Origin of the sequence: Streptomyces sp. NBC_01283, assembly GCF_041435335.1 — a bacterium.
In the GTDB taxonomy this organism is placed as follows: Bacteria; Actinomycetota; Actinomycetes; order Streptomycetales; family Streptomycetaceae; genus Streptomyces.
The window spans coordinates 6,897,857-6,919,365 of the sequence record NZ_CP108430.1 but is presented as its reverse complement, the minus strand read 5'-3'; the positions used below and the strand labels follow the sequence as shown (position 1 = coordinate 6,919,365).

The window sequence follows — 21,509 nt, the reverse complement described above, 5'->3', positions numbered from 1 at the left end:
CGGACGGCACGGTGGCCCGTACCCCCGAGTAGGGAGCACGAGCCACCGGGACCTTGGTCCTGATTACGCAGCGTCAGCGGCGCAGATGTGCAAGGGATGCGCCCATAAGAGCGGCCCGTTCGGCACTTCCGGGTACATGCTCGAACCCGAAGCCGAGCAGCACGCTGTCACGCGCTGTGACGGCCGCATAGGGCTTGTAGAGCTCCCCCGTACGGGCCCAGTCACCCGTGATGTTGGGGCTGCCGGGGGGCGCCGGAGCGACCGCCCAGGTGCCCAGCGAGGACTCGAATCCCTCGGTCTGCGTGGCGTTGCCCCCTATCACAAGCTGAGCGTTGTCGGCAAACAGTCCGCGGCCCCCGCTGGAGGGGTCGGTGATGGAGCTGAGCGACACCTCGATCGTCTTGCCCGCGTAGGCGCTCAGGTCGAACGTGACGGGCTTCCAGCCGCCGGAGGACCCGGTGAAGCTGTTCCAGGCGCCGCTGGTGCCGGACGCCGTGCAGCCGGTCGCGGACTGCGTCAGGTAGTGGCGCAGGAACGGGTGGCCGTTGATGAAGAACCCGGCACCGCACTCGGCGGGCACGGCGCTGGACGAGTTCCCGTTGATGTCGGGGAGCGTGGTCCAGTCGTCGGCGCCCGTGGTGTGCGCCTCCAGGACGCCGTGGTCGTAGCCGGTCTCGAGGTTCCAGTTGAGCGCGAACCGCAGCTCCGGCTTCTGCGCGGCCGTGACCCCGGTCAGGTCGATCGTGCGGGTCAGCCTCTTCCAGTCCTGGTCGGCGTGGGTAGCCGAGGCCATGCCCTGGCCCTCGAAGGGGGCGTAGGGGTTGCTGAGGCCGGGGTAGCTGCCTGCCGCCGCGCTCTTGAACTGCGGGAACTCGTCGGCGGGCAGGTTGTCGGACGTGACGGTGTAACGGCCCGCCTTGTCCAGGGGGTTGGCGTCGGCCGCGGCGAGCGGCGTGTTCACGCCGTTGAGCGCGCCGCTGCCGGCGAAGCGGGTGGCACCGGGCGCGGAGAGGCGTTCGTACGCACCGAGGTAGTACTGCGCGAAGTCGTCGGTGAGTGCCTCGCCGAGGTCGACGTTGCCGCCCGTGCGCTCGCCGGACTCGATGAGCTTGCCGCCCTCGTTGAGGTAGGCGCGCACGGCGAGCTGGGTGGCCGCGCCGGGTACCGGGTCACCGGTGTAGTGCACGACCGCGGAGAAGTGCGACAGGATGCCGAGCGGGTGCGGGGCGCCCTGCTTGGCGACGTCCCAGACCGCGGCCGAACGGCCGTTGGCCTTCAGGGCGTCGACGTACTTCTGGGCCTGTGTCGCGGCGGCTCCCTCTTCGGCCACGACGAGGGTGTTCGCCTTGGGGCGTTCGGCGACGGTGTACGTGAAGTGCTCGCTCTCCGTGCGCCCCTTCTTGCCGCGGCCGGTGAACCAGACCTCGACCTTGTCGCCCACGCGTGCGTCCTCGACCTCGGCGCGGTACTGGTCGAAGTGGATGTTGTCCTTACCGCCGTACGTCTCGCCGCCCTTCCAGGCCTTGACGTCCTCGTCATGCGTACGGCCGCCGTTGATGCGGTAGTTGAGCTCCTTGTCGCGCACCGACTTGCGGGCGGTGACGGCGACTTCCTGGTCGGCGCCGCGTGCGTACGACTCCTTGAAGGCGTCCGGCGTGAAGTCGGGGGCCTCGATGCCGGTGACGGAGACCGGCTGGTCGGGGTGGGTGGCGGTCTCGGCGACGGCGAGCGCGAACGGGACGTTCTTCGCGAACTCCTGCTGGATCAGCTTCTCGTCGTCCGGGAAGGTGAAGACCGACGCACAGTCCTCGGGCTTCCACGCGTCGTTCGGGTCGATGTTCGATGCGGTCTGGCAGGTGGACATCTCCGGCGTGAACATCGAGAAGCCGTTGACGTTGCCCGCGTGCCCGTCGGCCTCGCCGTTGGTGGTGTAGAGCTCCGAGGAGACCTGTGGGTGGTAGCCGGGAACCGCGGGCTTCTCCGGGGTGCCGTTCAGCGCCTTGTAGAGGACGTCGTCCGGGGTCGGCGTGGCGACCTGCCAGCCCACTCCGTAGAGGAGCAGTTCGGCCGCGGAGTGGTAGTTGATCCCGTACGTGAAGCCGATGCGCTTCTGGAAGCGGTCGAGCGCCTTGGTCTCCGGCTCGGACATCGGGCCGGTGCCGCGGTAGGTCTCGGACGACTGTTCGGGGGACGAACCCTCGTTGTCGTAGCCCCACTTGTAGGCGAAGTTGCGGTTGAGGTCGACGCCGTCGCCCGCCGCGATCTTGCCGTCGCCGTCGATGTCACGGAGGTTCTTGCGCCACTGGCGCTCACCGTCGGCGGCGTGCGTGAAGTCGTATCCGTCGGGGTTGGCGGAGAGCACGAACCACAGCTCGGTGGTGTTCACGAGCTTGGTGACGCGCTGGTCCTTGCCGTAGTTGTCGAGGTAGTAGTGCATCAGGCGGCGGGTCATCTCGGGAGTGATCCACTCGCGCGCGTGCTGGTTGGACATGTAGAGCGTGGACGGCTTGGAGCCGTCCTTGGACTTCGCCGCGCCCTTGGAGAGCTTCAGGGCGAGGATGTCCTGGCCCTTGAGCGTCTTGCCGATGGAGACGACCTTGGTGAGGCCGGGGTTGGCCTGACCGGTCTTGACGATCTCCTCCTTGAGCCCGCCCGCGCCGCTGTACGGGCGGAACACGCCGTCCCCCGCGGCCTTGAGCTTCTGCTGCGTACTGGCCGGGATCTTCTGCTCGGTGAGCTTCACGCCCTCGTGCTCGACGCCCTTGGCCTGCGCCTCGGTCAGGTAGACCTCGACGCGGCCGGTGCCGCGCTCGGGGGCCTGCCCGGCGAGCTCACGGGCGTCCTGGCCCGCCTCGACGAGGATCGGGATCTGCTTCTTGGTGACCTCCGCCTCGTAGACCTTGACCGCTGCCGGGTCATCGGCGGCCGGGGCCTTCGCCCCGCTGTCGGCCTGGGCGTGCGGCACTGCGACAAGGCCGCCGACGAGCAGTGCGCCCGCGGCGACGACGGATCTGAAACCGGCTCTGGATCTCGCTCTTCGTCTCATGAGCCCCCCTTGCGGATGTCCGGCACATTTGTGCGCGAACGCCAGGCTCGTGACACTTCATGATCATGTCAATATGGCGTGAAGGGCGAGGCGGAAAGGGCAAGGCGGAAAGGGACGGAAAAAGCCGCCGGGGCCTCGGCGGCCCCGGCGGCTTGCGTCACGTACGACGGCGGTCAGACCGCCATGTTGTCGGCGAGCTCCTCGCTCAGATTGGACTCCGTGCCCGGAATCCCCAGGTCCTGCGCCCGCTTGTCCGCCATGGCGAGCAGCCGGCGGATGCGGCCCGCGACCGCGTCCTTGGTCAGCGCCGGCTCGGCGAGCGCGCCCAGCTCCTCCAGGGAGGCCTGCTTGTGCTCCATGCGCAGCCGCCCGGCCGCCGCCAGGTGCTCGGGGACCTCATCGGCGAGGATCTCCAGGGCGCGCTGCACACGGGCGCCCGCGGCGACGGCCGCGCGGGCCGAGCGGCGCAGGTTGGCGTCGTCGAAGTTCGCGAGGCGGTTGGCGGTGGCGCGCACCTCGCGGCGCATCCGCCGCTCCTCCCAGGCCAGCACCGACTCATGGGCGCCGAGCCGGGTGAGCAGGGCGCCGATCGCGTCACCGTCCCGGACGACCACGCGGTCCACGCCGCGCACCTCACGGGCCTTGGCCGCGATCTGCAGCCTGCGTGCGGCGCCTACCAGGGCGAGCGCGGCCTCCGGGCCCGGGCAGGTGACCTCCAGGGACGAGGAGCGCCCCGGCTCGGTCAGCGAGCCGTGGGCGAGGAACGCCCCGCGCCACGCGGCCTCGGCGTCACAGGTGGCCCCCGAGACCACCTGGGGCGGCAGTCCTCTGATGGGGCGCCCCCGGCCGTCCACGAGGCCCGTCTGACGGGCCAGCTGATCGCCGCCCGCGACCACCCGTACGACGTAGCGGGAGCCGCGTCGCAGCCCGCCGGGGGCCATCACGATCAGCTCCGAGCTGTGCCCGAAAATCTCAAGAATGTCCCGCTTCAGCCGCCGCGCGGCCATCGCCGTGTCCAGCTCCGCCTCGATCACGATGCGGCCACTCACCAGGTGAAGGCCGCCCGCGAACCGCAGGATGGCCGAGACCTCTGCCTTTCTGCAGCAGGTCCGGGTGACGGGAAGCCGGGAGATCTCGTCCTTCACCGCTGCCGTCATCGCCATGGGCCGATCCTTCCATGCATCCGAAAAATACGGTCGTACGCGGTGGCCAGGAGCTCCGGATCGTGCCTCGGAGTGCCATCGTGCCTGGCCACCGGCGCCAGCTCGACCGTGGCGCCGAGCCGCTTGGCGGCATCGGTGAGTGACTCACGGTCGGGCACGGCGGCGTCGTCGGCCAGCACCACGTCCAGGGCGAGTTTAGGGGCGTGTCGGGCCAAAACCTCCAAATGACGCTGCGGAGAGAACCCATCGGTTTCACCGGGTTGTGGCGCGAGGTTGAGCGAGAGCACCCTGCGGGCCTTCGTCTCGATGAGCGCGTCGAGCAGTTCGGGGACCAGCAGATGGGGGATCACCGAGGAGAACCAGGAGCCGGGGCCGAGCACCACCCAGTCCGCGTCGAGCACGGCGGCGACCGCTTCGGGGACGGCCGGCGGGTCGTGCGGGACGACGTGCACGGACTGCACCTCCCCCGGGGTGAGCGCCACCGTGGCCTGCCCGCGCACCGTGTCGACGTCGTCCGGGCGCTCCGGGTCGTGCCCCTTGACCAGGGCCTGGAGCTCCAGCGGCACCGCCGACATGGGCAGCACGCGGCCGTGCGCGCCGAGCAGCTTGCCGACCAGGTCGAGGGCCTGGACGTGGTCGCCGAGCTGCTCCCACAGCGCCACGATCAGCAGATTGCCGACCGCGTGCTCGTGCAGGTCGCCCTTGGACTGGAAGCGGTGCTGGATGACGCGCGCCCAGGTCTGGCCCCAGTCGTCGTCCCCGCACAGGGCCGCGAGCGCCTTGCGCAGGTCACCGGGCGGCAGCACGCCCAGTTCGTCGCGGAGCCGCCCGCTGGAGCCGCCGTCGTCGGCGACGGTGACCACGGCGGTGAGGTCACCGGTGATGCGGCGCAGCCCGGCCAGCGAGGCGGACAGGCCCATCCCGCCGCCGAGCGCCACGACCTTGGGCTGAGCGCCCCGCTTGCGGCCCAGGCGGTTCAGCCGCAGGGAGGACTTCACTCTCGCCCCATGTCCCGATGGACGAGGACGGTCTCGACGCCCTCGGACACGAGGCGCGCCGCGAGCTTCTCCGACATGGCGACGGAGCGGTGCTTGCCGCCCGTGCAGCCGACCGCGATCGTCACGTAACGCTTGCCCTCGCGGCGGTAGCCCGCGGCGATGAGCTGGAGCAGCTCGGCGTACCGGTCGAGGAACTCCTTGGCGCCCGGCTGGTTGAAGACGTAGCCGGAGACCTCTTCGTTGAGCCCCGTGAAGGGCCGCAGCTCCGGCACCCAGTGCGGATTGGGCAGGAAGCGGCAGTCCACGACGAGGTCGGCGTCGACCGGCAGGCCGTACTTGTAGCCGAACGACATGACCGTGGCCCGCAGCTCGGGCTCCTCGTCGCCCGCGAACTGGGCGTCCATCTTGGCGCGCAGCTCGTGGACGTTCAGGCTGGACGTGTCGATCACCAGGTCGGCGTCGCCGCGCAGCTCGCGCAGGAGCTCGCGCTCGGCCGCGATGCCGTCGACGATGCGGCCGTCGCCCTGCAGCGGGTGCGGGCGGCGGACCGACTCGAAGCGGCGCACCAGGGCGTCGTCCGAGGACTCCAGGAAGACGATCCGCCGGGTGACGTGCTTGGCCTCCAGGTCCGCGAGGGACTGGCGCAGGTTGTCGAAGAAGCGGCGGCCTCGCACGTCGACGACGACCGCGATGCGGGCGACGTTCCCCTGCGAGCGGGCGCCGAGCTCCACCATGGTGGGGATCAGCGCGGGCGGCAGGTTGTCGACGACGAACCAGCCGAGGTCCTCAAGACACTTCGCCGCGGTGCTGCGGCCGGCTCCCGACATGCCGGAGATGATCACCAGTTCGGGGACCACCTCGGCGGTCTCACCTGGCGTGATGGTCGTGCCCGTACTCACTTGCTCGCCGCCTTCGTCGTGCTCGGTCATGTCTCCTGCCCCCGTCGTTCCTCTGAGGTGCCCGCGGACACGGGCTCCTCGCCATCGCTCGGGGATCCCGCGTTCGCGGGCTCCTCGTCTTCAATGATCTCTCCGGTCGCCGTGTTCACGGCGGGCGCCGCGGGTGCCGCGGAGGCGAAGGCCACGACGATCGCCTCCGCGGTCTTGCGGCCTATGCCCGGAACCTCGCAGATCTGGTCGATTGTCGCGGATCGCAGCTTCTTCACCGAACCGAAGTGCTTGATCAGCGTCTGCTTGCGCGCGTCGCCCAGGCCGGGCACGGCGTCCAACGGCCCGGCCCTGAACCGCTTGGCGCGCTTGGCCCGCTGGTAGGTGATCGCGAAGCGGTGCGCCTCGTCGCGTACCCGCTGGAGAAGGTACAGGCCTTCGCTGGTGCGGGGCAGGATCACCGGGTCGTCGTCGCCCGGCACCCAGACCTCTTCGAGGCGCTTGGCCAGGCCGCACACCGCGATGTCGTCGATGCCGAGCTCGTCCAGGGCCCGCTGGGCGGCCGCGACCTGCGGCTGGCCGCCGTCCACGACGACGAGCTGGGGCGGGTAGGCGAAGCGCTTGGGACGCCCGTCCTCCTCGGTCAGGCTCTCCTGCTCGCCCTCGGGGTCCCACTCCCCCGTCTTCTCCTTTTCGGAGAGGTAGCGCTTGAAGCGGCGCGTGAGCACCTCGTGCATGGAGCGGACGTCGTCCTGGCCCTCGAAGCCCTTGATCTGGAAGCGCCTGTACTCGCTCTTGCGGGCGAGGCCGTCCTCGAAGACGACCATCGAGGCCACGACGTCGTCACCCTGGAGGTGCGAGATGTCGTAGCACTCGATGCGCAGCGGGGCGCTGTCCAGTTCGAGCGCCTCGGCGATCTCCTCCAGGGCGCGGGAGCGGGTGGTCAGGTCGGAGGCACGCTTGGTCTTGTGCAGCACGAGCGACTGCTGCGCGTTGCGTGCCACGGTCTCCATGAGCGCCTTCTTGTCGCCGCGCTGCGGGATGCGCAGGGAGACGTTCGAACCGCGGCGCCCGGTGAGCCACTCCTGGACGGGCTCTATGGGGTCGGGCAGCGCGGGAACGAGGACTTCCTTCGGTACGGAGTCCCCGCTCTCCTCTCCGTAGAGCTGCTGGAGCGCGTGTTCGACGAGGTCGCCGCTGGTGACCGCCTCGACCTTGTCGGTGACCCAGCCGCGCTGACCGCGCACTCGGCCGCCGCGGACGTGGAAGATCTGGACGGCCGCCTCCAGCTCGTCCTCGGCGAGGGCGATGAGGTCGGCGTCCGTGGCGTCGGCGAGGACGACGGCGCTCTTCTCCATGGCCTTCTTGAGGGCCCCGATGTCGTCGCGGAGACGGGCCGCCCTCTCGTACTCCATGTCCTCGGCGGCGTCCGCCATCTGCCGTTCGATGCGGCGGATGTACGTCCCCGTGCGGCCCGTCATGAACTCGCAGAAGTCCTCGGCGAGTTCACGGTGCTCCTCCGGTGAGACACGCTCCACGCAGGGCGCCGCACACTTGCCGATGTAGCCGAGGAGGCAGGGGCGGCCGGTGCGCTCGGCGTTCTTGAAGACGCCCGCCGAGCAGGTGCGGACGGGGAAGACGCGCAGGAGGAGGTCGACGGTGTCGCGGATCGCCCACGCGTGGCCGTAGGGCCCGAAGTAGCGGACGCCCTTCTTCTTGTGGCCGCGCATCACCTGGACGCGCGGGAACTCCTCGTTCATCGTCACCGCGAGGTACGGATAGCTCTTGTCGTCGCGGTACTTGACGTTGAACCGGGGGTCGAACTCCTTGATCCAGGAGTACTCCAGCTGCAGCGCCTCGACCTCGGTGGAGACCACGGTCCACTCGACGGAGGCGGCCGTGGTCACCATCGTGGCGGTGCGCGGGTGCAGGTTCGACAGGTCCTGGAAGTAACTGGCCAGGCGCTGGCGCAGGCTTTTCGCCTTGCCCACGTAGATCACCCGGCGGTGTTCGTCGCGGAACCGATAGACCCCCGGCGAGTCGGGGATCTGTCCCGGCTTGGGGCGGTAGCTGGAGGGGTCTGCCATGCTCCACACCCTACTGGCGGGGGCTGACAGTCAGGGGGCCAGCCACCACCTCCGGCCGGGGCCCGCCCGCCCGGGAGGGCAGGCGGGTGGGGCACCCCGGCCGGAGGAGCCTCGGGGTCAGCCTCGCTGCCGGGCGCGACGTCGCAGGACGGCAGCCCCGGAGAGACCGAGGGCGGCCAGGGCCCCCGCTCCGGCCACGGAGGAGGCAACTGTGACGGGGCCGTCGGCCGAAGCCCCGGGCGAGGCCGAAGCCCCAGCAGCCCGCTCCTTCGGGGCGAAGCCCCCCGCCTTGCCGGACTTCGCGTACGCGGAGCCCGGCAGCTTGTCGCCGTACGCCTTGTGGACACGCTTCTGGTAGGCGGCGACCGAGGTCCCGCCAGAGCCCACGGCGCGCCTCGCGTCCGCGTCCAGCGGAAGCACCCGCCCGCCGCCCTGGACGTACCAGGCGTTGATCTGCGGCTCGTGGAAAACGGTGCCCCCGGGGAGCTTGTCGGCGCCCACGCGCGCGTAGCGCGTCTCGTCGTCCCCGGTGGCGATGTTCACGACCTGCCAGGAACCGCCCTGCCGCACGGTCCACAGGGAGGCCTCCTGCCCGTCGGAGGAGACCGCCTTGCTGGCGAGGAACTCCACACGGGCGACCGGAGCGCCCTTCTCGCCGGCGACGAACTCCGGGGAGAGGTAGCGCACGGGCACGGCCTCGCCCCGCACGCGCGGGTCCGCGGCGGCCTTGCTGACGGCCCCCTCCCGCGCGAAGAACCGGGAGAGCGTGTCGAGGGTCTCAGGAGCGCTCGCGGCATCGTGGGCAGCGTCACGGGAGGCGGCGGACGGTCCGGAGTCGGCGGTGGCGTACGGCGCCGCGAGACCAAGCAGCAGGGTGGCCGCCGAACCGGCGAGCGCCGCCCGCACCAGGTGGCGGGGAAGGTGACGGGTCATCGCGCTCACGCCCCGATCCGGTACAGCGAGTGGGTCCAGGAGAAGGTGTTGTTGTTGACGTACCAGCTGTGCGAGGCCCAGTTGTAGCGGTCGCTGGAGGGCCAGGGGTCGCCCCAGTAGACCCAGCTGCTCGCGTCGTCGTACCCGTAGAGGACGTGCATGTGGCCGCCGCCGTTCGACCACTGGATGCGGGTCTCGACCGGGCGGCCCGCGTTGATCTCGGCCTGCACGGTCGGGTAGCGCAGCCAGCCGCTGACGTACGAACCGGCGTTGATGCCCGCCCAGTCCAGGCCGTTCTGCACGTCGCCGAGCGTGGCCTGCGAGTTGGGACACTCGGTGCTCTGGCTGCGCCCGAAGGCGGCGTTGCAGAACTGGTTCTGGCTGTACTTCCTGCCGTAGAAGGTGGCGATCGTGTTCCCGGCCGCGGCCCAGCACCAGTTGGTCTTCTGCTGGGCCTGCATCGTGATGTTCAGACGCTTGGCGGCGAGGAGGGAAGGGGCGTCCGTGCCGGGTACGGCTGCGGACGCGGACACGGACGGGGGGCTGTCGGGGGCGGCCGTGGCCGTGGCCGCCGGTGCGGCGACCAGGGCAGCCGCCACCACGGCGAGCGCGGACAGGCGTCTGCGTCCGCTGTGTCTGCTGATTCGATGGCGCATCGCGATCCTCCCAAGCGGGGGGTGAGGGGGTGGAGGAGCGCGTCCGGACGCTGCGATTGAGCATCGAGTGTTGTCGGGTGCAGGTCAACAAGGTTCAATGCGGGATTAACTTGGGCCGTGAACGTCGGCGTACGTATGTGAACACCCCTCGTACGCCCACCTGGTGGCCCGCTCCGACCGGCGCGTACGCCCGGACGGCCGGTGTGAATGTTCACAGAGGGGGCTTGCGATGCGGCACGGCACACAGCTCGCGGACGGCACGCCTGCGGACCTGGAGGCCGCCCTGCGCACCGGCCCCTTCCATGTGGCACTGCGGGCCGCGATCGCCGCACGGCGCCTTCCCCTGCAACGCGTACGGCATCATCTCGCGCGCCAGGGCGTCAACGTCGGGGTGACGAGCCTGAGTTACTGGCAGCAGGGCGCCCGCCGCCCCCAGCGCACCGAGTCGCTCCGGGCCGTGCGCGCCCTGGAGGAGATCCTCGATCTCCCCGAGGAGTCACTGATCCGGCTGCTCGCCAAGCCCTCCGAGCACCCCGACTGCGAACGCCCCGCCGCCCGCTCCTACCGCTCCCTCCTCGACGCCTCCGACGTCGTCCAGGAGCTGATCTCCGAGCTCGGGTCGCCGCTCGACGGCGGCCTGCACACCATCGGCCACCACGAGCGGGTGCGGATCGGCGAGCGCCGTGAGCTGCTCGGCCGCGACTCGCAGCACGTCGTGCGCGCCCATCGGGACGCCGTGGACCGCTACCTCGCGATCTACCACGGCGACCCCGGCTGCGTACCGGAACGTGTCGGCGTCCACGCCCTGGAGAACTGCCGCACGGGACGTGTGCGGTGGCATCACGAGACGGGGGTGCTCGTCGCCGAGCTGCTCTTCGACGCGCGCCTGCGCGCGGGCGACACGCACCTGTTCCGCTACGGCTTCGAGGACGGCACCGCGGGGGCGGCCACCGAGTACTTCCGGGGCTTCACGTTCGCGGGCGGGCAGTACGCGCTCCAGGTGCGCTTCGACGAGGGCGCCCTGCCCGTACGCTGCCACCGCTTCACGCAGCATTCGGCCGCCGCGCCGCGCGGCGGGCGCCAGGAGCTGACGCTGAGCGGCAGCCACCGGTCGGTGCACCTCGTGGAGCCGCAGGTACGGGCGGGGATCCTGGGGATCGCGTGGGACTGGGACTGAAGGGCCGCACGGCCTCTCAGCCCCCATTACCGGCTTCGTAGCTGCTCAGCCCGCGACGATCTTGCCGTCCTCCACCTTCACCGGCAGCTCCTCCAGCGGTGAGATGGCGGGGGCGTGCAGCACCTTGCCGTTCGTGGCGTCGAACTGACTGCCGTGGCAGGGGCAGATGAGCTTGTGCCCCTGGAGCTTGTTGATGGGGCACCCCTCGTGCGTGCAGATCGTGCTGAACGCTTTGTACTCGTCGTCGGAGATGCGGCTGACGACCACGTTCTCGTCGGTGTAGAGCTTCGAGGCGCCGACCTTCACCTCGTCGGACTCTCCGAGGTCCACCGCCGTGGTGGGCGCCGAGCTGTTGGAGCCGCCGTCGCCACCACCACCGCCGGACGAGCAGGCCGTGATCCCCAGGCCTGCGGCCGGGACGAGGGCAGCGGCACGCAGCACGGTGCGGCGGGCGGGGGGCGGCGTGCCGGGCATGGAATCTCCACAGGTCAGGCGCTTCGGTGACGGATCAGACCATACCGGTGGGGTGCCGCCTGCCCGCGTTGGGCGCGGCCGTGCCCGAGTGCCGCCCGTGTCGGGCCGGGCCCGCCCAGAAGCTCTAACCTGTGGCGGAAGCCGGGGAGCACGACCGCAGCGCCACGAAAGCAGAGCCGGAAGGAACCACCCGTGATAGTCGTCGCCGGAGAGGCCCTGATCGACCTCGTTCCGCAGGATATGCCGCAGGATGTGCCGCGGGATTCCGCCCCTGCCGGGCTGCCCGCGCTCGCCCCGCGGCTCGGCGGCGGTCCGTACAACACCGCGGTGGCCCTCGGCCGGCTCGGCTCCCCCGTCGCCTTCTGCTCGCGGATCTCGGCGGACGCGTTCGGTGACGCGCTGGTCGACGGGTTGCGGGCCGCGGGTGTCGACGTGTCGTACGTCCAGCGGGGCGCCGAGCCGACGACGCTCGCGGTCGCCTCGATCGGAGCGGACGGCTCCGCCGGTTACTCCTTCTACGTGGAGGGCACGGCGGACCGGCTCTTCGCGGCCCCGGAGCGACTGCCCGACGACGTGGGCGCGGTGTCGTTCGGCACCTGCTCGCTCGTCCTCGAACCGGGCGCGAGCGCGTACGAGGAGCTGCTGCGCCGGGAGGCGGCGCGGGGCGTCTTCACGGCGCTCGACCCCAACATCCGGGCGGGTCTGATCCCGGACGCGGACGCCTACCGGGCGCGGTTCAAGAGCTGGCTGCCGTCGGTCGCCCTGCTCAAGCTGTCTGAGGAGGACGCGAGTTGGCTCGGCGGAACGCCGCGCGAGTGGCTCGCGTCCGGCCCGGGCGCCGTGGTGATCACCCGGGGCGGCAAGGGGCTCACCGTCTTCACGCGGGACGGCGGTGAGTGGTCGGTGCCGGGCGAGCCGGTCGACGTGGTGGACACCATCGGCGCGGGCGACACGGTCAACGCGGCCCTGCTGCACGGACTTTCCGCCCGGGACGCGCTGTCCGTGGAGTCACTGTCCGGCCTCGGCGCGGACAGCTGGTGCGAGGTCCTGCGCTTCGCGGCACGCGCGGCGGCCGTCACCGTGTCGCGCGCGGGCGCCGAGCCGCCGTACGCGAAGGAGCTGGGGTAGGGCTCAAGGCCCACCCGAGGGCAACGACGTGGGCCCGTCAGCCCGTCACCGCGCGGAGGCCGCCCGGCTTGCGGCCGTTGAGGCGGTCGAGCGCGGCCGACGAGGCTTCGTCGGCCGGCAGGTGGACGACCAGGCGCTGGCCGTCGGCGTCGGGCAGGGCCAGCGTCTCGTACGAGAGGCGCAGCGCGCCGGCCTCCGGGTGCGTCAGGGATTCGACGCCGCTGTGCCGGGGCAGCCGCGGCACGGCCGTCATCCGGTCGGCGAACGGCGCACCGGCCAGGACGGTCAGCTCGTCGGCGAATCCCTCGGCATGGGGGTCGGTGAGCATGGATCCGGCCCGCAGCGAGGCGACCTGCTCGTCGGCGATCCGCTCCCACTCGGGGTAGGCGGCGCGGGCCCGCTCGTCGGTGAACAGGTACCGGACGAGATTGGGCCGCTCACCGTCGAGGAGCCCGATGGGCCCCACGATCCGCTCGTAGCCCGAGGTGTACGCGAGGACGTCGCCGAGCCGGTTGAACAGGACGGCGGGGGTGGGCTCCATGCGGTCGATGAGCGCCCGCACGGTGGGACGCACCGACCGGGAGGGCTCACTCGCCGTCGGGCAGCAGGGGTCGCCGCTCGTCTCCTTCTCCAGGCGGCGCAGGTGGAAGCGTTCCGCCACGGACAGCCGCAGGGCGTCCGCGAGCGCGCCCATCACCTGCGGGGAGGGGTGGCGGTCCCGGCCCTGTTCGAGGCGGGCGAGGTACTCGACGCTGACGCCGGCGAGCGTGGCGACCTCGGACCGGCGCAGCCCCGGCGTGCGGCGCCGGGGGCCGGTGGGGAGCCCGACTTCGGCGGGCGTGACCGCTTCACGGCAGGTGCGCAGGAACGTGCCCAGCTCGTTGTCGCTCACCGGCCGAACGTACCAGCCGTCACCGGGCCGGATCGTGGCCCTGTCACTACCAGTCTCGGCCCGGCCTTCCTGGGCCGCGGCCGGCCTCGCATCGTGGACGGCATGACTTCTGACACGAGCACCGCCGCGACGACCGCGCTCCCTCTCCCCGCCGGAACCTGGGAGATCGACCCGTTCCACTCCGCCGTCAACTTCACCATCCGCCACCTGGGGATCTCGAAGGTGCGGGGACGGTTCACGGAGGTGACGGCCGGACTGGTCGTGGGCGAGAGCGCCGAGACCTCATCGGTGACGGCGACCGTCGCGCTGGCGTCCGTCGACACCGGCAACAAGGACCGCGACGCCCATGTCCGCGCGCCGGACCTCCTTGACGTGGAGCGCCGCCCCACGATGACGTTCCGGTCGACGCGGGTCATCGGCCAGGAGTACGAGTGGACACTGGAGGGCGACCTGACCATCGGTGACGTCACGAAACCCCTCACCCTCGCCGTCGAGTTCGGCGGACTGCAGGCCTTCCCGGGCGACGCCCGGCGCCATGCGGGGTTCGAGGCGACCGGGGAGATCAGCCGCGGTGACTACGGGCTCGACTTCGGTGCCGGGCTGCTCGGTGACGTGGTGAAGATCCAGCTGGACATGCAGTTCCTGGAGCCGGAGGCCGCGCCCTCCGCGGGCTAGCCGACGGCCGGTCCCGCATCTCCCCCGCTCCCGCTCCCGCCTTCGGCGAAGGCCCCGTGCCGCCCCGCCCCCGCGGCGAATCTGGCCGCGCCGTCCGCCGCCTCGGTCAGGGACCGCAGACCGTGGCGGAGTTCGCCCGCCATCGCCTCCTCCTCGGTCAGGCCGCCCTGTTCCTGCACGGAAAGCCGGTCGTTGCGGAGGCAGGTCTGCGGGAACGCGGCGATCTCCGCGGCGAGCCGTTCGGCCGCGGCGCGGCAGGTGCCCGGCGGTACGGTCCGGTTTACCAGGCCCATCGCGAGCGCCTCCGTCGCGAGGACGGGTCGGCCGGTGAGCACCAGGTCCATGGCCCGGCTCTCGCCGATGAGCCGGGGCAGCCGTACGGTCCCGCCGTCGATGAGCGGGACGCCCCAGCGGCGGCAGAACACACCGAGTACGGCGTCCTCCTCGGCGACCCGCAGATCGCACCAGAGCGCGAGCTCCAGGCCGCCGGCGACCGCGTGTCCGGAGATCGCCGCGATGACGGGCTTGGAGAGCCGCATGCGGGTCGGGCCCATGGGTCCGTCGCCCTTCTCGGTCACCTCGTTCCCGGTGGGTGTCCCGATGGCCTTGAGATCCGCTCCGGCGCAGAAGGTGCCGCCCTCGCCCCACAGCACGGCGACGTACGCGTCGGGGTCCGCGTCGAAGGCGCGGAACGCGTCGGCGAGGGCACGGGCCGTGGGCCCGTCGACGGCGTTGCGCACGTCGGGGCGGGACAACACGATCGTGGTGACGGGACCTTCACGTTCACTGCGTACGGCCATACGGCCAAGGCGAACACAGGAACGGGCCGCCGGACAAGGGAACTTGTCCGGCGGCCCGTTCACGGCGGACCCGCGGATCCGTACTACCAGGTCAGGCCTTACGGGCCTTGACGGCCTTCTTCGGAGCGGCCTTCGTGGCCGTGGCCTTCTTCGCGGCGGCCTTCTTCGCGGGGGTGGCCTTCTTGGCGGCCGTGGACTTCGCGGCCCCCGTCTTGACGGTCGCCGTCTTCTTCGCCGTCCCGGTGCCGGCGCTGGCCGCCACCGCCTTCTTCGCGGCGGCCTTCTTCACCGCGGCCTTCTTCGCGGGCCTGCGCGCCTGCGAGGGAACCGCGTCGCTGATCCGGTCCGCGGCGAGGATGTCCCGCAGGAACTTGCCAGTGTGGCTCGTCGTGACTCCGGCGACCTCCTCGGGCGTGCCCTCGGCGACGACCAGACCGCCGCCGTTGCCGCCCTCGGGGCCCATGTCGACCACCCAGTCCGCGGTCTTGATGACGTCGAGGTTGTGCTCGATGACGATGACCGTGTTGCCCTTGTCGACCAGGCCGGACAGGACGGTGATCAGCTTGCTGATGTCCTCGAAGTGCAGACCGGTGGTCGGCTCGTCGAGTACGTACACGGTGCGGCCCGTCGAGCGCTTCTGGAGCTCGGAGGCCAGCTTCACGCGCTGGGCCTCACCGCCGGAGAGCGTCGGCGCGGACTGGCCGAGCCGGACGTACCCGAGGCCCACGTCGTTCAGCGTGCGCAGGTGGCGGGAGATGGCCGGCACCGCCTCGAAGAAGTCGAGCGCTTCCTCGATCGGCATGTCCAGGACCTCGGCGATGGACTTGCCCTTGTAGTGGACGTCCAGCGTCTCGCGGTTGTAGCGCGCCCCGTGGCAGACCTCGCAGGGGACGTACACATCCGGCAGGAAGTTCATCTCGATCTTGATCGTGCCGTCACCGGAGCAGTTCTCGCAGCGGCCGCCCTTGACGTTGAAGGAGAAGCGGCCGGGGAGATAACCCCGCACCTTCGCCTCCATCGTCTCCGCGAACAGCCTGCGGACGTGGTCGAAGACTCCGGTGTACGTCGCCGGGTTCGACCGCGGGGTGCGGCCGATGGGCGACTGGTCGACGTGCACGACCTTGTCGACGAGGTCGTCGCCGTCCACGCGCGTGTGCCGTCCGGGGACGGACCGGGCGCCGTTCAGCTCGCGCGCCAGGTGCGTGTAGAGGATGTCGTTGACGAGCGTCGACTTGCCGGAGCCCGAGACACCCGTGACCGCGGTGAGGACGCCGAGCGGGAAGGAGACGTCGATGTCCTGGAGGTTGTTCTCGCGGGCACCGTGCACCGTGAGCTGGCGGGAGGGGTCCGCTGGGCGGCGCAGGTCCGGCACCGGGATGGACTTCTTGCCCGAGAGATACTGCCCGGTCACCGACTCGGCGTTGGTCAGGAGCTCCTTCATGGAGCCGCTGTGCACGACCTTGCCGCCGTGCTCGCCCGCGCCGGGGCCGATGTCGACGACCCAGTCGGCGACCTTGATGGTGTCCTCGTCGTGCTCGACGACGATGAGCGTGTTGCCCATGTCGCGCAGGCGCACGAGGGTCTCGATCAGGCGGTGGTTGTCGCGCTGGTGCAGGCCGATGGACGGCTCGTCCAGTACGTACAGGACGCCGACGAGGCCGGAGCCGATCTGCGTGGCCAGGCGGATGCGCTGGGCCTCGCCGCCGGAGAGGGTGCCCGCCGCGCGGTTCAGGGAGAGGTAGTCCAGGCCGACGTCGACCAGGAACCGCAGCCGTTCGTTGACCTCCTTCAGGACGCGCTCGGCGATCTTCTTGTCGCGGGCGCCCAGCTTCAGCTCGGCGAGGAAGTCCGCGCAGTCGCTGATGGACATCGCCGAGACCTCGGCGATGGACTTCCCCATGACCGAGACGGCCAGGACGATCGGCTTGAGACGCGTGCCCTCACAGGTGGGGCAGGGCACCTCGCGCATGTAGCCCTCGAAGCGCTCGCGGCTCGCGTCGCTCTCGGCCTCGCTGTGGCGGCGCTTGACGAAGGGGACGGCACCTTCGAAGGCGGTGGTGTAGACCCGCTCGCGGCCGTACCGGTTTCGGTAGCGCACCTCGATCTGCGTCTTGTGGCCGTACAGGAGGGCCTTCTTGGCGCGCTGCGGGAGGCCCGCCCAGGGCATGTCGGTGGAGAAGCCGAGCGCGTCGGCGAGCGCGCCGACCAGGCGCCCGAAGTAGTCCTTGGTGTGGCCGTGCGACCAGGGGTGGATGGCGCCCTCGTCGAGTGACTTGTCCTCGTCCGGGACGATCAGCTCGGGGTCGACCTCCATGCGCGTGCCGATGCCCGTGCAGTCCGGGCAGGCGCCGAAGGGCGAGTTGAAGGAGAAGGAGCGGGGCTCCAGCTCCTCGAAGGACAGGTCGTCGTACGGGCAGTACAGGTGCTCCGAGTACATGCGCTCGCGCTCGGGGTCGTCCTCGGGGAGGTCGACGAAGTCGAGCACGACCATGCCGCCGGCGAGGCCGAGCGCGGTCTCCACGGAGTCGGTCAGGCGGCGCTTGGCGGAGTCCTTCACCGTGAGGCGGTCGATGACCACCTCGATGGTGTGCTTCTCCTGCTTCTTCAGCGTGGGCGGCTCGGAGAGCTGGATCGTCTGGCCGTCGACCCGCGCACGGCTGTAGCCCTTGGTCTGGAGGTCGGCGAAGAGGTCGACGAACTCGCCCTTGCGCTCGCGCACCAGCGGCGAGAGGACCTGGAAGCGGCTGCCTTCCGGCAGCTCGAGGACCTTGTCGACGATGGCCTGCGGCGACTGCCGGGAGATCGGACGCCCGCACTCGGGACAGTGCGGCTTGCCGATGCGCGCGAAGAGCAGGCGGAGGTAGTCGTACACCTCGGTGATGGTGCCGACCGTGGAGCGCGGGTTGCGCGAGGTCGACTTCTGGTCGATGGAGACCGCGGGTGAGAGGCCCTCGATGAAGTCGACGTCCGGCTTGTCCATCTGGCCGAGGAACTGCCGGGCGTACGAGGACAGCGATTCCACGTACCGCCGCTGGCCCTCGGCGAAGATCGTGTCGAACGCGAGCGAGGACTTGCCCGACCCGGAGAGCCCGGTGAAGACGATGAGGGAGTCACGCGGGAGGTCGAGCGACACGTTCTTGAGATTGTGCTCGCGCGCGCCACGGACGATGAGACGGTCGGCCACGCCGGTCCGCACCTTTCTTGAGAGAAGTGACAGGGGCGGGACCCCCGTCATTCACAGACTAGGGCGAGCCACTGACAACGCCGGGGCGGATGCCCTGGTTGATAACAAACCCGGACCACCAAGAATGCCCGATGCCGCACCCGACCATATAGCACGTGCATTCGATTTGCGGTGGCGCTCCCACACCTTCACCCGAACGTGTGGCGCGACTATCGTCGGGCGCATGATTGATCATGTGCGCGACCTGGCGTCTGTACGTGACGCGACCGACCGGCTGCTCACCGCAGCCGCGAAACTGAACAACGATTCGACCGCCGAGCCGTCACGGCTGCCCGGCTGGACCCGTGGCCACGTCCTCGCCCACCTCGCCCGTAACGCGGACGCGCTCGTGAACGTCCTCGCCGGGCGGCCCATGTACATCAGCGGCGACGCACGGGACGCGGACATCGAGCGGGACGCACCCCGGCCCCTGGCCGAGCAGCTCACCGACGTACGCGAGGCCGCGGAACGATTCCAGGAGCAGGCCGCGATCCCGGCCGACTGGTCCCGCACCATCACGATGCGCAACGGAGTGACCGACTCCGCGTCCCGTGTGCCGTTCCGGCGGTGGGTCGAGGTCGACCTGCACCACGTCGACCTCGGCATCGGGTACGAGCTCGAAGATCTGCCCGAGGAATTCGTGCGGCGGGAGATCGCTTTCCTGGCGGCTCGCTTCTCCGGGAACCCCGATGTGCCGCCGACGGGGCTGACGGACGGCACGCACGCGTGGACCACCGGCCGGGACGGTGCGCCCGAGGTCACTGTTTCCGGCCCCGCGTCCGACGTGGTCGGCTGGCTCTCCGGCCGTCGGGACGGCTCCGCGCTGACGGCTGAAGGCGGCCTCCTGCCCTCCCTGCCGCCGCTATAGGCTGAGGAACATGACGTACAGCGGAGCAGTGAAGGTCGGCGGCGGCGCGGACGTGCACGAGCTGCAGGACCTGATGATCTCGAAGGTCGCGGTCGGCCCGATGGACAACAACGCGTACCTGCTGCGCTGCCGGGCCACGGACGAGCAGCTCCTGATCGACGCGGCGAACGACGCCGAGACGCTGCTCACGCTGATCGGTGACGACGGCATCGCGTCCGTCGTCACCACGCATCAGCACGGCGACCACTGGCAGGCCCTCGCCGCGGTCGTCGAGGCCACCGGTGCCCGGACCTACGCGGGCCGCGAGGACGCCGTGGGCATCCCGGTGCCCACGGACGTCCCGCTCGTGGACGGCGACACCGTGCGGGTCGGCCACGTCTCGCTCACCGCGCGTCACCTGGTGGGCCACACGCCGGGCTCGATCGCCCTCGTGTACGACGACCCGCACGGCCACCCGCACGTCTTCACCGGCGACTGCCTCTTTCCGGGCGGCATCGGCAACACGCACCAGGACCCGCAGGCCTTCGCGAGCCTGCTGAACGACGTCGAGACGAAGATCTTCGGCACGCTCCCCGACGAGACCTGGGTCTACCCCGGCCACGGGAACGACACCACGCTGGGCACCGAGCGCCCGCACGTCGCGGAGTGGCGTCAGCGGGGCTGGTGAGCCGAGGGAGCCGCGGGCGCGGCCGGGAGGTCAGGCCGCGCCGACCAGCGCCGCCACCCGCTCCACCGCGAACGCGTACCCCTGGACACCGCACCCCGCGATGACGCCGTCGGCGCGCTGGGAGACGTACGAGTGGTGCCGGAACGCCTCGCGCTGATGGATGTTGGAGATGTGGACCTCCACCACCGGCATGCCGTCACAGGTGTTGAGCGCGTCCAGGATCGCGACCGACGTGTGCGAGTAGGCCGCCGGGTTGATGACGATGCCCGCGTGGTGCTCGCGCGCCTCGTGGATCCAGTCCACCAACTGACCCTCGTGGTTGCTCTGCCGCAGGTCCACGGTGCCGCCGTGCGCCGCTGCCGCCTTGGCGCACAGCGTCTCGACGTCGGCGAGGGTGTCGGAGCCGTAGATCTCGGGCTGGCGCTGACCGAGCAGGTTCAGATTGGGGCCGTTCAAGATCATGATCGGGGCGTTGGCAAGAATGCGCGTCATGCCGTCAGCGTACTGAGGAACCGATCCACGCCTCCGCACGCCCCCGTAACCGGCCATCACAGCGGGTAGTTGACGCGGCATGCGCAAGAGCCCCTCCCCCGCCGGGACGGCCGCGGCCCTGGCGCTCGGCAACCCGCCCCGGTCACGGCGTGACCGCGAGCTCCAGGTAGGCCGCGAACAACACCAAATGGACGCCGCCCTGCAACAGCGTGGCGCGTCCCGGCACGACCGTGAGCGTGCCGACGATCACGGTGAGGGCGAGCAGCACCATGTGGGTCGGGCCCAGTCCGAGCACCAGCGGTCCGGAGAGCCAGACGGAGGCGACCGCGACGGCCGGGATGGTCAGGCCGATGCTGGCCATCGCGGACCCGAGGGCGAGGTTGAGGCTGGTCTGCACCCGGTCGCGGCGGGTGGCGCGGACGGCGGCGATGGTCTCCGGGAGCAGCACGAGCAACGCGATGATCACACCGACCACGGAGTGCGGCATGCCGGCGCTCTCCACGCCGGACTCGATGGTCGGCGAGACCCCCTTGGCGAGGCCGACCACGCCGATCAGGGCGAGGGCGAGCAGGCCCAGGCTGATCTGGGCGGCACGGGTGGAGGGGCCTGCGGCGTCCTCGGAGTCGATCACCTCGCCCTTGCGGGTGATCGGCAGGAAGTACTCGCGGTGGCGCACGGTCTGCGTGGCCACGAACAGGCCGTACAGGACGAGCGAGGCGAGGGCGGCGAAGGTGAGCTGCGCCGTGGAGAACTCCGGGCCCTGCTTGCTCGTGGTGAAGGTCGGCAGGACCAGGCTGAGGGTCGCGAGCGTGGCGACGGTCGCGAGGGCGGCGCCGGTGCCCTCGGACTGGAAGACGGCGACGCGGTGGCGGAGTGCGCCCACCAGCAGACACAGGCCGATGATGCCGTTGCAGGTGATCATCACGGCGGCGAACACGGTGTCGCGGGCCAGCGTCGCGCTCTTGTCGCCGCCGTCGGCCATCAGGGTGACGATCAGCGCGACCTCGATGATCGTCACGGCGACGGCGAGGACGAGAGAGCCGAAGGGTTCACCGACGCGGTGCGCGATCACCTCCGCGTGGTGCACGGCGGCGAGCACCGCCCCGGCGAGCACGAGCGTCACCACGGCCACGACCACGCCCGGCAGATCGCGTCCCCAGGTGAGGGCGAGCAGGACGACGGCGAGAACCGGCACGACCGCGGTCCACTGGGTGGCGAGTGCCCGGAGCCGAGTGATCATGCCTCCGATGCTGCACCGGGCGGCTGGGCCCCGCTACTTCAGTTCTGCCGTCTCCCGTACGTCGCGGTCCGCGAAGGACGGGCCGCTCGTCCACATGCGGCGG

The 21,509-nt window shown here is 70.8% G+C and carries 18 protein-coding genes; 5 read left to right on the top strand and 13 right to left on the bottom strand.

From position 1 onward, the window contains the following. Positions 1-73: 73 nt before the first annotated feature. The 7 genes from OG302_RS31305 to OG302_RS31275 all read right to left on the bottom strand — a co-directional run bounded on the left by OG302_RS31305 (position 74) and on the right by OG302_RS31275 (position 9,770). Positions 74-3,046 carry a M14 family zinc carboxypeptidase gene (locus OG302_RS31305; protein WP_371529833.1) on the bottom strand — a complete coding sequence of 991 codons (2,973 nt, stop codon included), beginning with the start codon at positions 3,044-3,046 and terminating at the stop codon, positions 74-76. A gap of 173 nt (positions 3,047-3,219) precedes the next feature. Further along, positions 3,220-4,209 (bottom strand): DNA-binding protein WhiA, encoded by a 990-nt coding sequence (whiA, locus tag OG302_RS31300; RefSeq protein ID WP_190083252.1) that lies wholly within the window; start codon positions 4,207-4,209, stop codon positions 3,220-3,222. Beyond that, positions 4,200-5,207: a uridine diphosphate-N-acetylglucosamine-binding protein YvcK gene (gene yvcK / locus OG302_RS31295; RefSeq protein ID WP_371529832.1), complete on the bottom strand. Its 1,008-nt coding sequence runs from the start codon at positions 5,205-5,207 to the stop codon at positions 4,200-4,202. The genes whiA and yvcK overlap by 10 nt, the downstream gene beginning before the upstream one ends. Then, the gene (gene rapZ / locus OG302_RS31290; RefSeq protein ID WP_371529831.1) at positions 5,204-6,136 is read right to left on the bottom strand and encodes an RNase adapter RapZ; all 933 of its coding nucleotides are present in this window, start codon (positions 6,134-6,136) and stop codon (positions 5,204-5,206) included. The genes yvcK and rapZ overlap by 4 nt, the downstream gene beginning before the upstream one ends. Next, positions 6,133-8,181 carry an excinuclease ABC subunit UvrC gene (uvrC, locus tag OG302_RS31285; protein ID WP_371529830.1) on the bottom strand — a complete coding sequence of 683 codons (2,049 nt, stop codon included), beginning with the start codon at positions 8,179-8,181 and terminating at the stop codon, positions 6,133-6,135. The genes rapZ and uvrC overlap by 4 nt, the downstream gene beginning before the upstream one ends. Positions 8,182-8,298: 117 nt before the next feature. Next, positions 8,299-9,114, bottom strand: coding sequence for a hypothetical protein (locus OG302_RS31280; protein WP_371750289.1), 816 nt, complete (start codon positions 9,112-9,114; stop codon positions 8,299-8,301). A 5-nt stretch (positions 9,115-9,119) separates the two neighbouring features. Beyond that, positions 9,120-9,770, bottom strand: a complete 651-nt coding sequence (locus OG302_RS31275; protein WP_371529828.1) for a papain-like cysteine protease family protein — start codon at positions 9,768-9,770, stop codon at positions 9,120-9,122. Positions 9,771-9,999: 229 nt separating this feature from the next. On the opposite strand from OG302_RS31275, the gene OG302_RS31270 reads away from it, so the two are divergent. Beyond that, positions 10,000-10,947, top strand: a complete 948-nt coding sequence (locus OG302_RS31270) for a hypothetical protein (protein WP_371529827.1) — start codon at positions 10,000-10,002, stop codon at positions 10,945-10,947. Positions 10,948-10,992: 45 nt separating this feature from the next. Here the strand turns inward: OG302_RS31270 and OG302_RS31265 are convergent, their stop codons facing one another. Beyond that, positions 10,993-11,421 (bottom strand): Rieske (2Fe-2S) protein, encoded by a 429-nt coding sequence (locus tag OG302_RS31265; protein ID WP_371529826.1) that lies wholly within the window; start codon positions 11,419-11,421, stop codon positions 10,993-10,995. A gap of 192 nt (positions 11,422-11,613) precedes the next feature. Here OG302_RS31265 and OG302_RS31260 point away from each other — a divergent pair, with 192 nt between their 5' ends. Further along, entirely contained in the window at positions 11,614-12,549 is a 936-nt protein-coding gene (locus OG302_RS31260; RefSeq protein WP_371529825.1) for a carbohydrate kinase, read from the top strand. A gap of 37 nt (positions 12,550-12,586) precedes the next feature. Here the strand turns inward: OG302_RS31260 and OG302_RS31255 are convergent, their stop codons facing one another. Next, positions 12,587-13,441 (bottom strand): helix-turn-helix domain-containing protein, encoded by an 855-nt coding sequence (locus OG302_RS31255; protein ID WP_371529824.1) that lies wholly within the window; start codon positions 13,439-13,441, stop codon positions 12,587-12,589. A 102-nt stretch (positions 13,442-13,543) separates the two neighbouring features. Here OG302_RS31255 and OG302_RS31250 point away from each other — a divergent pair, with 102 nt between their 5' ends. Beyond that, positions 13,544-14,116 carry a YceI family protein gene (locus OG302_RS31250; protein WP_371529823.1) on the top strand — a complete coding sequence of 191 codons (573 nt, stop codon included), beginning with the start codon at positions 13,544-13,546 and terminating at the stop codon, positions 14,114-14,116. On the opposite strand, the gene OG302_RS31245 is transcribed toward OG302_RS31250, so the two are convergent. Further along, positions 14,113-14,916: a crotonase/enoyl-CoA hydratase family protein gene (locus OG302_RS31245; protein ID WP_371529822.1), complete on the bottom strand. Its 804-nt coding sequence runs from the start codon at positions 14,914-14,916 to the stop codon at positions 14,113-14,115. The two genes, OG302_RS31250 and OG302_RS31245, sit on opposite strands and share 4 nt — an antisense overlap. Positions 14,917-15,007: 91 nt before the next feature. Then, a complete protein-coding gene (gene uvrA / locus OG302_RS31240; protein ID WP_371529821.1) occupies positions 15,008-18,100 on the bottom strand; it encodes an excinuclease ABC subunit UvrA in 3,093 nt (1,030 codons plus the stop codon). A 223-nt stretch (positions 18,101-18,323) separates the two neighbouring features. Between uvrA and OG302_RS31235 the strand changes: the two genes are divergently transcribed. Then, positions 18,324-19,007: a maleylpyruvate isomerase family mycothiol-dependent enzyme gene (locus tag OG302_RS31235; RefSeq protein ID WP_371529820.1), complete on the top strand. Its 684-nt coding sequence runs from the start codon at positions 18,324-18,326 to the stop codon at positions 19,005-19,007. Between the two features lie 10 nt (positions 19,008-19,017). Beyond that, positions 19,018-19,674, top strand: a complete 657-nt coding sequence (locus OG302_RS31230; protein WP_371529819.1) for an MBL fold metallo-hydrolase — start codon at positions 19,018-19,020, stop codon at positions 19,672-19,674. Positions 19,675-19,704: 30 nt separating this feature from the next. Here the strand turns inward: OG302_RS31230 and aroQ are convergent, their stop codons facing one another. Together aroQ and OG302_RS31220 are read right to left on the bottom strand one after the other, a co-directional pair. Further along, the gene (gene aroQ, locus OG302_RS31225; protein ID WP_371529818.1) at positions 19,705-20,166 is read right to left on the bottom strand and encodes a type II 3-dehydroquinate dehydratase; all 462 of its coding nucleotides are present in this window, start codon (positions 20,164-20,166) and stop codon (positions 19,705-19,707) included. Between the two features lie 142 nt (positions 20,167-20,308). Further along, complete coding sequence (locus OG302_RS31220) at positions 20,309-21,406, bottom strand: calcium:proton antiporter (RefSeq protein ID WP_371529817.1); 1,098 nt, start codon at positions 21,404-21,406, stop codon at positions 20,309-20,311. Positions 21,407-21,509 lie beyond the last annotated feature (103 nt).

Coding starts and splice junctions, on each gene's coding strand:
- OG302_RS31305 (WP_371529833.1), bottom strand. CDS start 3,046: ATGAGACGAAGAGCGAGATCCAGAGCCGGTTTCAGATCCGTCGTCGCC.
- whiA (WP_190083252.1), bottom strand. CDS start 4,209: ATGGCGATGACGGCAGCGGTGAAGGACGAGATCTCCCGGCTTCCCGTC.
- rapZ (WP_371529831.1), bottom strand. CDS start 6,136: ATGACCGAGCACGACGAAGGCGGCGAGCAAGTGAGTACGGGCACGACC.
- uvrC (WP_371529830.1), bottom strand. CDS start 8,181: ATGGCAGACCCCTCCAGCTACCGCCCCAAGCCGGGACAGATCCCCGAC.
- OG302_RS31280 (WP_371750289.1), bottom strand. CDS start 9,114: ATGACCCGTCACCTTCCCCGCCACCTGGTGCGGGCGGCGCTCGCCGGT.
- OG302_RS31275 (WP_371529828.1), bottom strand. CDS start 9,770: ATGCGCCATCGAATCAGCAGACACAGCGGACGCAGACGCCTGTCCGCG.
- OG302_RS31270 (WP_371529827.1), top strand. CDS start 10,000: ATGCGGCACGGCACACAGCTCGCGGACGGCACGCCTGCGGACCTGGAG.
- OG302_RS31265 (WP_371529826.1), bottom strand. CDS start 11,421: ATGCCCGGCACGCCGCCCCCCGCCCGCCGCACCGTGCTGCGTGCCGCT.
- OG302_RS31250 (WP_371529823.1), top strand. CDS start 13,544: ATGACTTCTGACACGAGCACCGCCGCGACGACCGCGCTCCCTCTCCCC.
- OG302_RS31245 (WP_371529822.1), bottom strand. CDS start 14,916: ATGGCCGTACGCAGTGAACGTGAAGGTCCCGTCACCACGATCGTGTTG.
- OG302_RS31235 (WP_371529820.1), top strand. CDS start 18,324: ATGATTGATCATGTGCGCGACCTGGCGTCTGTACGTGACGCGACCGAC.
- OG302_RS31230 (WP_371529819.1), top strand. CDS start 19,018: ATGACGTACAGCGGAGCAGTGAAGGTCGGCGGCGGCGCGGACGTGCAC.
- aroQ (WP_371529818.1), bottom strand. CDS start 20,166: ATGACGCGCATTCTTGCCAACGCCCCGATCATGATCTTGAACGGCCCC.
- OG302_RS31220 (WP_371529817.1), bottom strand. CDS start 21,406: ATGATCACTCGGCTCCGGGCACTCGCCACCCAGTGGACCGCGGTCGTG.